This is a genomic window from Modestobacter sp. NPDC049651 (assembly GCF_040659695.1).
Lineage (GTDB): Bacteria > Actinomycetota > Actinomycetes > Mycobacteriales > Geodermatophilaceae > Modestobacter.
Genome location: NZ_JBFAOG010000005.1, coordinates 19,923 through 33,412 on the forward strand (window position 1 = coordinate 19,923; position 13,490 = coordinate 33,412).

Below are 13,490 nucleotides of genomic sequence, written 5' to 3' on the forward strand. Positions count from 1 at the left end.
CGGACGTGAGTCAGCCCACACGCGCGCCGTCCGCCCTCGACCAGCTCGCCGACCGGTTCGTCGACGAGTACGCCGCCGACCAGCCCGCCCAGGCGACCTACCTCGGCGTGCTGGGCCACGACGACCGGTGGCCCGACCTCACCCCTGACGGGCACGCCGCCAGCGCCGCGCTGCTGCGGCGCACGGTGGCCGAGGTGGAGCGGACCGAGCCGGTCGACCGCCGCGACGAGGTGGCGCGCAACGCCATGCTCGAGCGGATCGGTGCGGAGCTCGCCCTGCACGACGCGGGCTGGACCGCGGCGTCGCTGAACACCATCGGCAGCCCGCTGCAGGACTTCCGGTCGACGTTCGACCTCATGCCCACCGCCACCGAGCAGGACTGGGCCACCATCGCCCGCCGGCTCGGCGCCCTGCCCGCCGCGCTGGAGGGCTACACCGCCGGCCTGGTCGACGCCGCCGCCCGGGGCCGCGTCTCCGCCGCCCGCCAGGTGCGGCTGGCCGCGGGCATCGCCCGCCGCTGGGCGGGCGCGGCCGGGCAGCCGGGCTTCTTCGCCGGGTTCGCCGGCCGGGCTCCGGTCCAGGGTGCGCTGCGCGCCGACCTGGACCGCGCCGTGGCGGGCGTGGACGCCGCGCTGGGCACCTTCGCCGACCGCATCGAGCGGGACCTGCTGCCGTCGGCCCCGGAGGCGGACGGCGTGGGCCGGGAGCGGTACGCGCTGGAGTCGCGCTTCTTCACCGGCATGGACCTGGACCTCGAGGAGACCTACGCCTGGGGCTGGGACGAGCTCGCCCGGATCGTGGCGGAGAAGGAGGCGGTCGCGGAGCAGATCGCCCCGGGGCAGGGCATCGCCGGGGCGATGGCGGCCCTGGACGCCGACCCGGCCCGGCAGGTGCGCGGCCGGGAGGCGCTGCAGGCCTGGCTGCAGGAGACCGCCGACCGGGCGATGGCGGCGCTGGACGGCGTCCACTTCGACATCCCCGCACCCGTCAAGCGGATCGAGGGACGGCTGACGCCGACCTCCGGCGAGGGCGTCTACTACACCGGCCCGACCGAGGACTTCAGCCGGCCCGGCCGGATGTGGTGGTCGCTGCCCGAGGGCGTCACCGACATGACCACCTGGCGGGAGACGACGACCGTCTTCCACGAGGGGGTGCCCGGCCACCACCTGCAGATCGGGCAGAACGTCTACAACGCCGCCCTGCTCAACCGGTGGCAGCGGATGCTGGCCTGGTGCTCCGGCCACGGCGAGGGCTGGGCGCTGTACTCCGAGCGGCTGATGGGTGAGCTCGGCTTCCTCGACGACCCGGGCGACCGGCTCGGCATGCTCGACGCCCAGGAGCTGCGGGCGGCGCGGGTGGTGCTCGACATCGGCGTCCACCTCGACCTGCCGGTCCCGGCCGGGCGGGCGGCCGGCGACCGGTGGAGCTACGACGTGGCGCTGGACTTCCTCCGCACCCACGTGAACATGGAGGACGCGATGCGGGTCGACGAGCTGCACCGCTACCTCGGCTGGCCGGGCCAGGCGCCGGCCTACAAGGTCGGCGAGCGGGTGTGGCTGACCTGCCGCGACGCCGCCCGCCGGCGCGCGGGCGCCGACTTCGACCTCAAGGCCTGGCACCAGGCCGCGCTCGACCTCGGGTCGCTGGGCCTCGGCCCGCTGGCCGCCGAGCTCGCCCGGATGTGAGGTGGAGCGGATCCGTCGGGCTCGGCTCGACGGATCCACTCCGCCCAGCGCGGCCTGGGTGCGGGCTGAGCGGCCCGGAATCGGCCGATCGGGGGCTGGTCGGCGAACTTGATCTCGCCGAACATCCGGCCGGAGGTCGGGCAACACCTGTCGAGCCACGCCCGGCGTCCAGCACCTCCGGCGTGACTGCCGAGGTGTCGGTCGACAGCTGTGACGGGTGGGGCTGCGCGTAACGGGCCGGAAACGTTGACTCCCCGGAACCACCCCCGTGTAATTCCCTCGTTGTCACGAACGGTGACAGCCCGGCGACCGCGGGTGCGGCATCCGGAACGAGACGCAGGGGGACGGATCGAGATGGCTGACGTGACCTGGCTGAGCGACTACCGCACTGCCGCGACCGAGGTGGCCCCGCTCGGCTACGACGCGGACGTGCTCGGCATGACCGGCGTGTTCGACGCCGGCTTCCCCGGCATGGACGGCGAGGACCAGGGCTGGCACGACAAGGCCCTCTGCGCCGAGACCGACCCCGAGGCGTTCTTCCCCGAGAAGGGCGGCTCGACCCGCGAGGCGAAGAAGATCTGCACCGGCTGCGAGGTCCGCGCCGAGTGCCTCGAGTTCGCCCTCGCCAACGACGAGCGCTTCGGCATCTGGGGCGGGCTGTCCGAGCGCGAGCGCCGCCGCCTGCGCCGCGCCTCCTGACCACCGTCACCCGACGGGTGCCCGGACCGGGAGGTCGGGGGTAGGAAGGGCTCGTGCGAGCCATCACCTACACCCAGACCGGCGGCCCCGAGGTCCTCTCCCTCGTCGACGAGCCCACCCCGGACCCCGGCCCCGGCGAGGTCCGGGTGCGCCTGGCCTTCTCCGGCGTCAACCCGACCGACTGGCGGTCCCGCACCGGCACCGAACCCGGGCCGGACGGCCAGATCCCCGGCCAGGACGGCGCCGGCACCGTCGACGCGGTCGGCCAGGGCGTCGACCCCGCGATCGTCGGTGAGCGCGTGTGGGTCTGGGAGGCGGCCTGGCAGCGGCGCAACGGCACCGCGGCCGAGTACACCGTCGTCCCCGCCCGGCAGACCGTCCTCCTCGGCGCCGACCCCTCCTTCGAGCTCGGCGCGGCGCTGGGCATCCCGTTCCTCACCGCGCACCGCTGCCTGACCGCCGGCGAGACGCTCCCCGACCGGATCGGCCCCGGCACCCTCACCGGCCGCACCGTGCTCGTGCAGGGCGGCGCCGGCGCGGTCGGCAACGCCGCCATCCAGCTCGCCCGCTGGGCCGACGCCACCGTCATCGCCACGGTCAGCGGCCCGGACAAGGCCCAGCTCGCCGCCGCGGCCGGCGCGGACCACGTGATCGACTACAAGCAGCAGGACGTCGTCCACGAGGTCCGCAAGATCGTCCCGCAGGGCGTCGACGTGATCGTCGAGGTGGCGCCGGCGCAGAACGTGCAGACCGACGTCCAGGTGATCGCCCCGCACGGCACCGTCGCGGTCTACGCCACCAACGGCGGCGACGAGGTGACCATCCCGATCCGCCTGCAGATGGGTCCCAACGTCCGCTGGCAGTTCGTGCTCGTCTACACCGAGCCCACCCGCGCCAAGGACCTCGCCGTCGAGGACGTGAACGCCGCCGTGCTCGACGGCGCCGTCCGGGTCGGCCGGGAGGCGGGGCTGCCGCTGCACGTCTTCCCGCTGGCGCAGACCGCGGACGCGCACCGCGCCGTCGAGGACGGCGCGGTCGGCAAGGTGCTCATCGACGTCACCGCCTGACGCGGTGGAGTCCCAGCGCTCGGTTTCCGGTGCGCTGGGACTCCACTCGTCTCAGCCGAGCCCGAGCGAGCGGGCGATGAGCATGCGCTGCACCTCGCTGGTGCCCTCGCCGATCTCCAGGATCTTGGCGTCCCGGTAGAACCGGCCCACCGGGAACTCGGTCATGAAGCCGTACCCGCCGTGCACCTGGGCGGCGTAGCGGGCGTTCTCCATCGCCATCTCCGAGCTGTACAGCTTGGCGATCGAGGCCTCCCGCTTGAACGGCTCGCCGCGCAGCATCTTCTCCGCAGCCCGGTAGTAGGCCAGCCGCGCCGTCGACGCCCGCACCTCCATGTCGGCGATGAGGAACTGCACGGCCTGGTTGCGACCGATCGGCTGGCCGAACGCCTCCCGCTCACCGGCGTACTTGACGCTCTCGTCGACGCACCCCTGGGCCAGGCCCACGGCCAGCGCGGAGATGGCGATCCGGCCCTCGTCGAGGATCGACAGGAACTGCGCGTACCCCCGCCCCCGCTCCCCCACCAGGTTCTCCTCGGGCACCCGGACGTCGTCGAAGAACAGCTCCCGGGTGTCCGAGGCGTTCCAGCCGACCTTCGCGTACCGCTTGCCCACGGTGAACCCGGGCGTGCCCGACGGGATCGCGATCGCCGAGATCTCCTTCGACCCGTCGGCGCGGGTGCCGGTCACCGCCGTCACGGTGACCAGCTCGGTGAGCTCGGTGCCGGAGTTGGTGATGAACGCCTTCGACCCGTTGACCACCCAGTGCCCGTCCTCCAGCCGCGCGGTGGTGCGGGTGGCACCGGCGTCCGAGCCGCCACCGGGCTCGGTCAGCCCGAACGCCGCCAGCGCCTTCCCCTCGCACAGCCGGGGCAGCCACTGCTGCTTCTGCTCTGGAGTGCCGAACCGGTAGACCGGCATGGCACCGAGCGAGACGCCGGCCTCGAGGGTGATCGCGACCGAGGAGTCGACCCGGGCCAGCTCCTCCAGCGCGACGCAGAGGGTGAAGTAGTCGCCGCCCGAGCCGCCGTACTCCTCGGGGAACGGCAGGCCGAACAGCCCGAGCTCGCCCATCTGCCGGACGATCTCGGTGGGGAACTCGTCGCGTTCGTAGAACCCGCCGATCTGCGGGGCGACCACCTCCACGGCGAACTCGCGGACCACCTTCCGCAGCGCCTCGGTCTCCTCGTCGAGCCGGTAGTCGAGCACCGGGTCACTCCCCTCCGGCCGGTGGGGTCACCACGGCCAGCCGTTCGTCGAGCCGGACCGGTCGGCCGGCCGTTGCCGGGAGCTCGGTGACCGTCCCCGCGAGGGGCGCGGTCAGCACGTGCTCCATCTTCATCGCCTCGACGACCAGCAGCGGGGTCCCCGCTGCCACCTGGTCGCCGACCGCGGCGTGCACCACCGTCACCGTGCCGGGCATCGGCGCGGTGACCACCCCGTCGGCCGCCGCTGCCTCCGCGGCCGACGCCAGCCGCGGCTGCTCGCGCACCGGCCCGGACCAGCCGTCGCCGGCCAGCCACAGGACGTCGCCGTCGGCGGCCACCGCGTAGCGGGTGGTGCGGCCGTTCCAGGTGAGCAGCAGGTCGGCACCGTCCGCGCGGACGGCCGCCGGCGCGCGCTCGCCGTCGCCGATCCGGACCTGCGCGGCGGCGGCCCGGCCGCGCACCCGCACCTCGGCCGCCCGCCCGCCGGCGGTCAGTCGGTGCACCGTCTCGGCCGGCTCCCCGAGCCGCCAGCCCGACGGCACCGACCACGGGTCGACCACCGGCCCGGCAGGCTCGGCGGCGAGCTGGCGGGCCAGCGCGGCCGCGACCAGCACGGCGTCGGGGACGTCGGCGGGCAGCAGTGCCCCGCCCCGGCGCTCGATCAGCCCGGTGTCCAGCCGGCCGGCCGCGACGTCCGGGTCGGCGAGCAGCGCCCGCAGGAACCCGGCGTTGGTGGCCACCCCGAGCACCGCGGTGTCGCGCAGCGCCGCGAGCAGCCGGGTGCGGGCGGTCTCCCGGTCGGGACCGTGCGCGATCACCTTGGCCAGCATCGGGTCGTAGTCGGTGCCGACCACGGTGCCGGCGGCCAGCGAGGAGTCGGTGCGCACCCCGGGGGCGGCCGGCTCGCGCAGGCCGAGCACGGTGCCGGCCTGGGGCAGGAAGCCGCGCGCGGGGTCCTCGGCGTACAGCCGTGCCTCGATCGCGTGCCCGGTCAGCCGGACGTCGTCCTGGCCGATCGGCAGCGGCTCGCCCGCCGCCACCCGCACCTGCAGCTCGACCAGGTCCAGGCCGGTGACCGCCTCGGTGACCGGGTGCTCGACCTGCAGCCGGGTGTTCATCTCCAGGAAGAAGAAGCTGTCCGGGTCGTCGGCGTCGACGATGAACTCGACCGTGCCCGCCCCGGTGTAGCCGACCGCGCGCGCCGCCTCCACCGCCGCCCGGCCCATCCGGTCCCGCTGGACCGGGGTCAGCAGCGGTGAGGGCGCCTCCTCGACCACCTTCTGGTGCCGGCGCTGCAGGCTGCACTCCCGCTCGCCCAGGTGGACGACGGTGCCGTGCGCGTCGCCGAGCACCTGCACCTCGATGTGCCGGGCCGAGCCCACGTACCGCTCGACGAGCAGCGTGTCGTCGCCGAACGAGCCGCGGGCCTCGCGGCGGGCACCGGCGATCTGCTCGGGCAGCTCGGCGGCCGAGCGGACCACCCGCATGCCCTTGCCGCCGCCGCCCGCGCTGGGCTTGAGCAGCACCGGGAAGCCGACCTCGACCGCCGCGGCGGCCACCGCGTCGTCGTCCATGCCCGGCTCGGTGCGGCCCGGCACCACCGGCACGCCGGCCGCGGAGACGGTGAGCTTGGCCCGGATCTTGTCGGCCATCGCCTCGATCGCCGGCACCGGCGGGCCGATGAAGGCGATCCCCGCCTCCGCGCAGGCCCGGGCGAACTCGACGTTCTCGGACAGGAAGCCGTAGCCGGGGTGCACCGCCTGCGCGCCGGTGCGCAGCGCTGCGTCGACCACGCGGTCGATGGACAGGTAGCTCTGCCCGGCCGGTGCGGGGCCGATCGGGACGGCGACGTCTGCGACCCGGGTGTGCAGCGCGCCGGCGTCCGCGTCGCTGTACACGGCGACCGAGCGGATGCCCAGCGCGCGCAGCGTGCGGACCACCCGGACGGCGATCTCGCCCCGGTTGGCGACGAGGACGGTGTCGAACACCCTCACCACCCCCGGCTTCTCGCGAGGAGGCGGGAAGAGGTGGGGTCAGGCAGCGGCGCGGGTGCTCTTCGCGAGGACGGCGTCGACCTTGCCGACCTTGACCAGCCGGCGCTTCTTGACCGTGTACCCGGGCGGGAGGGTGCCCTCCGCGAGCGCGCGGAGGGGGCACCGCTTGCAGCGGGGCTTGTCCTCGCAGCACTTCTTCTTGGGCATGCGCTCGGCCTTGGGCACCGGGTGAGGTTAGCCATGCCTTGCTCCCCGGTCCACCGCGGACGGCGTGTCGGCAGATACCGTGCTCGCAACGCCCCACGGACCCGGGAGGACCCTTGGCCGCCGACGCCTTCGTCGACCTGCTCAACGCCCAGATCGGCCACGAGTTCGCCGCGCACCAGCAGTACGTCGCCTGCGCGATCTACTTCGACGAGCTGACCATGCCGCAGACCGCCCAGCTGTTCTTCGACCAGGCGGCCGAGGAGCGCAACCACGCGATGATGATGGTGCGCTACCTGCTCGACGCCGACGCACCGGTGAAGATCCCCGGCATCGAGGCCCCGATCACCGAGTTCGCCGACGTGGTCGCCCCCGTCGCGCTCGCGCTGGCGCAGGAGAAGCGGGTCACCGAGCAGATCAACCAGCTCACCGCGGTGGCCCGGCAGCACAACGACTTCGCCTCCGACCAGTTCATGCAGTGGTTCATCAAGGAGCAGGTCGAGGAGGTCAGCAAGATGAGCGACCTGCTCGCCATCGTGAAGCGGTCCACCCACGACCTCGAGACGATCGAGGACTACGTGCTGCGCGAGGTGAAGCCGGAGTCGGCCGACCCGACCGCGCCGTCGGTCGCCGGCGCGGCGGGCTGACCTCGGCCCACGGCGGGTCTCACATCCGGAAGACGCCATAGCCGACCTCCTCCAACGGCGCATTGGCGCAGACTGACAGGGCGAGACCGAGCACGGTGCGGGTCTGGGCCGGGTCGATGACGCCGTCGTCCCAGAGCCGCGCCGTGGCGTGGTACGGGTGGCCCTGCTCCTCGTACTGCGCCCGGATGGGCTCCTTGAAGGCCTCCTCCTCGGCGGCGCTCCACGCGTCGCCGAGGCGGTCGCGGCGCACGGTGGCCAGCACCGACGCGGCCTGCTCCCCGCCCATCACCGAGATCCGCGAGTTGGGCCAGGTGAACAGGAACCGGGGCGAGTAGGCCCGGCCGCACATCGAGTAGTTGCCGGCGCCGAACGAACCGCCGATGACGACGGTCAGCTTGGGCACCCGGGCGCAGGCGACGGCGGTGACCATCTTCGCGCCGTGCTTGGCGATGCCACCGGCCTCGTAGTCGCGGCCGACCATGAAGCCGGAGATGTTCTGCAGGAACAGCAGCGGGATCCTCCGCCGGTCGCACAGCTCGATGAAGTGCGCGCCCTTGAGCGCGGACTCGGCGAACAGCACGCCGTTGTTGGCCACGATGCCCACCGGGTGGCCGTGCAGCCGGGCGAACCCGGTGACCAGCGTGGGCCCGTAGAGCGCCTTGAACTCGGCGAACCGGCTGCCGTCGACCAGGCGGGCGATCACCTCGCGGACGTCGTAGGGGGTGCGCGGGTCGGTCGGGACGACGTCGTACAGCGACTCCGGCGCGTGCAGCGGCTCCTCGACCGGCTCGACGTCCCAGGGGCGCGGCTCCCGCGGGCCCAGCGTGCCGACGATCTGGCGCACGATCCGGAGCGCGTCGGCGTCGTCCTCGGCGAGGTGGTCGGTGACGCCGCTGACCCGCGAGTGCAGCTCGCCGCCGCCGAGCTCCTCGGCGGTGACCTCCTCGCCGGTCGCGGCCTTCACCAGCGGCGGGCCGCCGAGGAAGATCGTGCCCTGGCCGCGGACGATGACGCACTCGTCGCTCATCGCCGGCACGTACGCGCCGCCGGCGGTGCACGACCCGAGGACGGCGGCGATCTGCGGGATGCCGGCCCGGGACATCGTCGCCTGGTTGTAGAAGATCCGGCCGAAGTGCTCGCGGTCGGGGAACACCTCGTCCTGCAGCGGCAGGAACGCCCCGCCGGAGTCGACGAGGTAGACGCACGGCAGCCGGTTCTGGAGGGCCACCTCCTGCGCCCGCAGGTGCTTCTTCACCGTCACCGGGTAGTACGTGCCGCCCTTGACGGTGGCGTCGTTGGCGACGACGACGACCTCGCGGCCGGCGACCCGGCCGATGCCGGTGACGATGCCCGCGCCGGGCGCCTCGCCGTCGTAGAGGCCGTGCGCGGCCAGCGGGGACAGCTCGAGGAAGGGGCTGCCGGGGTCGAGCAGCGCGTCGACCCGCTCGCGCGGCAGCAGCTTCCCGCGGGCGGTGTGCCGCTCGCGCGCGCGGTCCCCGCCGCCGAGGGCGACCCGGGCCAGCTGCACGTGCAGGTCTCCGACCAGCTCCCGGTGCCGCCCGGCGTTGCGGGTCGCGGCACCGGGGTCGGCCGGCGGGCGGGTGGGGAGCACCGTTGCGTCCACGACCGGAGTGAACCACGTCACCGGCCAGGATGTGAACAGCGGTTAACCTCGGGCGTGTGACGCCGGATCCGGACACCGCGCTGCACGGCGACGCCGCGCGCCCCTCCCGCCGCGAGCAGATCCTGCGGGCGGCGGCCCAGCTGTTCGCCGAGCGCGGCTCCCGGGCGGTCGGCGTCGACGACGTCGGGGCCGCCGTCGGCATCAGCGGCCCGGCGCTGTACCGGCACTTCGCGAGCAAGGACGCGATGCTCGCCGAGATGCTGGTGCGGATCAGCGAGCGGCTGCTGGCCGGCGGCCGGGAGCGGATCGCCGCGGCCGGCGACGACCCGGCCGGCCAGCTGCGGGCGCTGATCGACTTCCACGTCGACTTCGCGCTCGGCAACCCGGCGCTGATCACCGTGCAGGACCGCGACCTCGGCGCGCTGGCCGAGGCCGACGCCCGCCGGGTGCGGTCGCTGCAGCGGGCCTACGTCGAGGAGTGGGTGGCGGTGCTCGCCCGGTTGCACCCGGGCGCACCGACGGCGGCCTGCCGGGCACGGGCGCACGCGGTGTTCGGTCTGATCAACTCCACCCCGCACAGCGCCGGCCGGCTGCCCCGCCCGGCGATGGGAAAGCTGCTCACCGCCATGGCCGAGGCGGCCGCCCTCACTCCCCGGGCAGGGTCAGCGTGAGGGCGTCGCTGGCCAGTGCGTCGAGCGCCGCGCCGGTGCCGCTCTCCGAGCCGGCCCAGGCGGTCTCGACGATCGTCACGGTCGCGCCGTCCTGCCGGCTGGCGAACTCTCGCGGGTTGCCGGGCAGCTCGGACGGGCCGCCCGGGTAGGAGCGGCCCTCGCGCAGCAGGTCGCTGACGTTGCCCGTGCCGTCGGAGTTGACCAGCGACAGCAGCGCGGTGGCGATGCTCTCGTCGGGCATGGTGACCCGGGCGATGGAGACGACGGCCGGCTGCCCGCCGGCGTCCGCGGCCCACAGCGCCCGGCCGAGGCCGGTGCAGTCGGCGCTGTCGAAGAACCCGGCGACGGCGCCGTAGGCGTGACCCCGGCAGGTGTCGACCGTGTCGGTCACCCGCAGCGTGAAGGTGGTGCCGCCGACCACCTGCGTGTCCCCGGGTCGCGGGCCGCTGGGGGCCGCGGGGCTGGTCGTGGACGCGGCGGGGCGGCCGCCGTCGTCGGAGCCGTCCCCGCGCAGCACCACGACGCCGACCAGCGCGACCACGACGACCAGCAGCGCGACCAGGCCGAGCACCAGCCCGGTGCGCCGCCGGCGGCCACCACCGGCCGGGGCGGCGCCCGGCGCGGCGACCGGGTGCGGCGCCGTCTGCGGGCCGCGCACCGGCCGCAGCTGGTAGGGCATGACCACGGGGGCCGCCGGCTGGTGCCCCTCCTCGCCCGGGGCGCCGAACAGCCCGCCCAGGCCACCGGTGTCCTCGGCGCGCGGCGGACCGGCGGCCTCGGTGGGCAGCGCGAGCGTGTCCTGCGGGCGGGAGCGCAGCTCGGCCGGGACGGTCACGTCCGCGGGCGGGGTCGGCGCGGCGGGCGGCGGGGTCGGCGCGGGGGGCGCCGCGACCACGGCCCGGTCCTGCTGCGCCTGCGCCTCCGCCTCCGCGGCCTCCTGGGCCTGGACCGCGGCAGCGGCGACCCGGGCCGCGGCGGCCGGGTCGACCAGCGGCCCGGCCGGGGCGGTGCGCTGCGGCGCCGCCGTCGACGTCGGCGCGGCCGCGACGGCCGGCTTGGAGGCGGCCAGCGACGCGGGGGTGAGCAGGTCCGGACGGCGCAGCACGTACGGCGAGTACGGGAAGCCCTCGACGTTCAGCTCCTCCACCGAGGGGCTGCGGCCGGCGACGCCCAGGGCCTCGATGGCGGCGCGGACGTCGGCCGTCGTCCAGAGCCGGGGGTTGTCGGTGCCGGCGTACCGGCTGGCCCGGGCCACGCCCAGCAGCAGCGAGCGCGGGTCCAGCAGCGCGACCTGGTCGCCCTCCCCCAGGTCGCCGTCGCCGGGCAGCAGCCCGGTGACGGCGCCGGTGAGCACGGTCAGCCGGGCGATCCGGCCCGGCGCGAGGCCGGCGCCGCGCAGCTTCATCGCCGCGTCCATACCGGCCCGCATCAGCCCCTCGAGCGGGGTCGACCCGCCACCGGACAGCTGCAGCACCTCGCCCGGGCCCTCGCCGGGGCCGATGGTCCAGGCGCCGTCGGGCGAGGCGGTGACCACGCCGGACTGGCGCACCACCTCCACCACCCGGACGACGGCCACGCCCTCGGGCACGAAGAGCACCGCATCGGCCACCCGCCGCTGCATCGGGCCGTCCTCGACCAGGGGCAGCGAGGCCATCACGGCGCCGCGCACGGCCCCGCCGGTGTCCCAACCGGCGAGCTCGGCGAAGAACGCACGCTCGGCCGCGGTCTCCAGCGGCGTCGGCGTGAGGGTCAGCACGGTCACTCCAGGGACGGGCGCCGGCGGGCGCAGGGGCGGCCGGCGGCGCGGCAGGCCGATCCGACGTTACGTCATCGTCGCCCCCCTCCCGGGTTCCCCGGACGGGCGCGCCGCCGGACGGAGCGGCGTCCCGGCGTGTCACGGCCGGTGGTGCCGTGGTGACGCAGCGGCAGACCGCCCGTGGTCGCCGCGGACCCCGCTCGGCGGACCGATCCGTGCCGGAGTGCGTAGGGTCGCTGCTCGTGGCCGACAGTGCAGCGCAGAACCTGGTGTGGATCGACTGCGAGATGACCGGGCTCGACCTCGGCAGCGACCAGCTCATCGAGGTCGCCGTGGTCGTCACCGACTCGCAGCTCAACGTGCTCGACCCCGGGCTCGACGTGATCATCCACGCGGACGACGCGGCGCTGGCCGGGATGGCCGAGGTGGTCACCGAGATGCACGCGAAGTCGGGGCTGACCGACGAGGTGCGCGCCTCGACGGTGACGCTGGCCGAGGCCGAGCAGCAGGTGCTGGCCTACGTGAAGCGGTTCGTCCCCGAGCGGCGCACCGCGCCGCTGTGCGGCAACTCGATCGGCACCGACCGGGGCTTCCTGGCCCGGGACATGCCCGAGCTCGACGACCACCTGCACTACCGGATGATCGACGTCTCCTCGATCAAGGAGCTGGCCCGCCGCTGGTTCCCCCGGGTGTACTTCGCCCAGCCGCAGAAGGGCCTGGCCCACCGGGCGCTCGCCGACATCATCGAGTCGATCCGCGAGCTCGCCTACTACCGGCAGACGCTGTTCGTCGCCGACCCCGGACCCTCCGGCGACCAGGCCCAGGCCGCGGCCGCGGACGTCGTCGCGGCCTTCGCGCCGACCCTCGCCGCGGGCGCCGCGACCCCACCTGCGACGAGCGCCTGACCCCCTCCGGTATCGTTGTGCCGGTTCGCCCGCCACCTCGGTGACGGCGAGCGACGGTGGGTGTAGCTCAGCTGGTAGAGCGCCAGGTTGTGATCCTGGATGTCGCGGGTTCAAGTCCCGTCACTCACCCTGCGGGGCCCCGGTCGGATCACCGACCGGGGCCCTCTGCGCATCCCGGGCCGGCCGGTCAGCGGGCCGGGGCGCGGCCGAACCGCGCCGCCAGCTCCCGGGTCGCCGCCGGCCAGACGACCGGGTCGTGCCCGGGCAGCAGCGGGTAGCCGCGCTCCGCGGCGATCGCCTTGAGCCGGCGCACCTGCTCGACGCACTCCTCCGGGGTCGCGTGCACCCGCCCACCCACCGAGATCTCCTGCTCGACGTTCTCGTGCCGCAGGTCGGCGGCGTCGAAGGCGAACACGTAGCCGCCGCCCCCGACGCTGTCGTCGAGGTCGACGACGAAGCTCTGGTGGCCGGGCGTGTGCCCGGCGGTGAGCACGGCGGTGACCCCGGGCGCGATCTCCACGTCGCCGTCGGCCAGCCGCCAGTCGTGCCGCGGGTCGTCGAAGTCGATCCGGTGGACGCCGTGCTGCTCGGCCTCCGCCGACAGCCCGAACTCCAGCTCGCGGCGCTGGCAGTGCACCGGGCGGCCGGTGAAGTGGCGGAGCCCGCCGGCGTGGTCGAGGTGCAGGTGGCTCAGCCCGACCGCGTGCACCTCGGCGAGGTCGATGCCGGCGTGCGCCAGCGCCTCCTCCAGCGGCTCGCCGGGCCCGGGCAGGACCGCCCGGGACGCCGGGTCGCCGAAGAAGCGCCGCCGCAGCGCCGCGTCGCGCAGCAGCGCGGTGTTGAAGCCGGTGTCCAGCAGCACCCAGCCGCCGTCGGTGTGCAGCAGGACGCCGGGCACCGGCTCCCGCAGCCGCTCGTGCGGCGGGGCGCCCTCGACCGAGACGCTGCGCGGCAGGTCCTCCCAGCCGAGGGTGAGCAGGACGACCTCGCGCACGCCGGTGCGGGCCATGCGCACCTCCTCGGACGCGACGGG

12 protein-coding genes and 1 tRNA gene are annotated in these 13,490 nt (G+C 75.0%); 7 read left to right on the forward strand and 6 right to left on the reverse strand.

Translation table 11 applies throughout. The features are described from left to right. Positions 1-5 precede the first annotated feature (5 nt). From AB0J00_RS09065 to AB0J00_RS09075, 3 genes are all read left to right on the forward strand, one after another. The gene (locus AB0J00_RS09065; protein WP_357743287.1) at positions 6-1,685 is read left to right on the forward strand and encodes a DUF885 domain-containing protein; all 1,680 of its coding nucleotides are present in this window, start codon (positions 6-8) and stop codon (positions 1,683-1,685) included. A gap of 438 nt (positions 1,686-2,123) precedes the next feature. Then, positions 2,124-2,384 carry a WhiB family transcriptional regulator gene (locus tag AB0J00_RS09070; protein WP_357743777.1) on the forward strand — a complete coding sequence of 87 codons (261 nt, stop codon included), beginning with the start codon at positions 2,124-2,126 and terminating at the stop codon, positions 2,382-2,384. 53 nt (positions 2,385-2,437) lie between these two features. Further along, the gene (locus AB0J00_RS09075) at positions 2,438-3,451 is read left to right on the forward strand and encodes an NADPH:quinone reductase (protein WP_357743289.1); all 1,014 of its coding nucleotides are present in this window, start codon (positions 2,438-2,440) and stop codon (positions 3,449-3,451) included. 51 nt (positions 3,452-3,502) lie between these two features. On the opposite strand, the gene AB0J00_RS09080 is transcribed toward AB0J00_RS09075, so the two are convergent. From AB0J00_RS09080 to AB0J00_RS09090, 3 genes are read right to left on the reverse strand one after another with little or no spacing between them, the layout of a single operon-like run. After that, positions 3,503-4,657 (reverse strand): acyl-CoA dehydrogenase family protein, encoded by a 1,155-nt coding sequence (locus AB0J00_RS09080; RefSeq protein WP_357743291.1) that lies wholly within the window; start codon positions 4,655-4,657, stop codon positions 3,503-3,505. Positions 4,658-4,661: 4 nt separating this feature from the next. After that, on the reverse strand, positions 4,662-6,644 hold the full coding sequence (locus AB0J00_RS09085) for a biotin carboxylase N-terminal domain-containing protein (RefSeq protein ID WP_357743293.1): 1,983 nt from the start codon (positions 6,642-6,644) through the stop codon (positions 4,662-4,664). A 45-nt stretch (positions 6,645-6,689) separates the two neighbouring features. Then, positions 6,690-6,875, reverse strand: a complete 186-nt coding sequence (locus AB0J00_RS09090; RefSeq protein ID WP_357743295.1) for a hypothetical protein — start codon at positions 6,873-6,875, stop codon at positions 6,690-6,692. A gap of 95 nt (positions 6,876-6,970) precedes the next feature. Between AB0J00_RS09090 and AB0J00_RS09095 the strand changes: the two genes are divergently transcribed. Further along, positions 6,971-7,501 (forward strand): ferritin, encoded by a 531-nt coding sequence (locus tag AB0J00_RS09095; protein WP_357743296.1) that lies wholly within the window; start codon positions 6,971-6,973, stop codon positions 7,499-7,501. Positions 7,502-7,520: 19 nt separating this feature from the next. On the opposite strand, the gene AB0J00_RS09100 is transcribed toward AB0J00_RS09095, so the two are convergent. Next, positions 7,521-9,125 carry a carboxyl transferase domain-containing protein gene (locus AB0J00_RS09100; protein WP_357743298.1) on the reverse strand — a complete coding sequence of 535 codons (1,605 nt, stop codon included), beginning with the start codon at positions 9,123-9,125 and terminating at the stop codon, positions 7,521-7,523. A 56-nt stretch (positions 9,126-9,181) separates the two neighbouring features. Between AB0J00_RS09100 and AB0J00_RS09105 the strand changes: the two genes are divergently transcribed. After that, positions 9,182-9,796, forward strand: coding sequence for a TetR/AcrR family transcriptional regulator (locus tag AB0J00_RS09105; RefSeq protein ID WP_357743300.1), 615 nt, complete (start codon positions 9,182-9,184; stop codon positions 9,794-9,796). On the opposite strand, the gene AB0J00_RS09110 is transcribed toward AB0J00_RS09105, so the two are convergent. After that, positions 9,771-11,552 carry a hypothetical protein gene (locus AB0J00_RS09110; protein WP_357743302.1) on the reverse strand — a complete coding sequence of 594 codons (1,782 nt, stop codon included), beginning with the start codon at positions 11,550-11,552 and terminating at the stop codon, positions 9,771-9,773. The two genes, AB0J00_RS09105 and AB0J00_RS09110, sit on opposite strands and share 26 nt — an antisense overlap. A 242-nt stretch (positions 11,553-11,794) precedes the next feature. Here AB0J00_RS09110 and orn point away from each other — a divergent pair, with 242 nt between their 5' ends. Then, positions 11,795-12,457 (forward strand): oligoribonuclease, encoded by a 663-nt coding sequence (gene orn, locus AB0J00_RS09115; protein ID WP_357743304.1) that lies wholly within the window; start codon positions 11,795-11,797, stop codon positions 12,455-12,457. Positions 12,458-12,513: 56 nt separating this feature from the next. Continuing rightward, a tRNA-His gene (locus AB0J00_RS09120) sits at positions 12,514-12,586 on the forward strand. Positions 12,587-12,644: 58 nt separating this feature from the next. Here the strand turns inward: AB0J00_RS09120 and AB0J00_RS09125 are convergent. Beyond that, a complete protein-coding gene (locus AB0J00_RS09125) occupies positions 12,645-13,466 on the reverse strand; it encodes an N-acyl homoserine lactonase family protein (protein WP_357743305.1) in 822 nt (273 codons plus the stop codon). Positions 13,467-13,490: the final 24 nt, after the last annotated feature.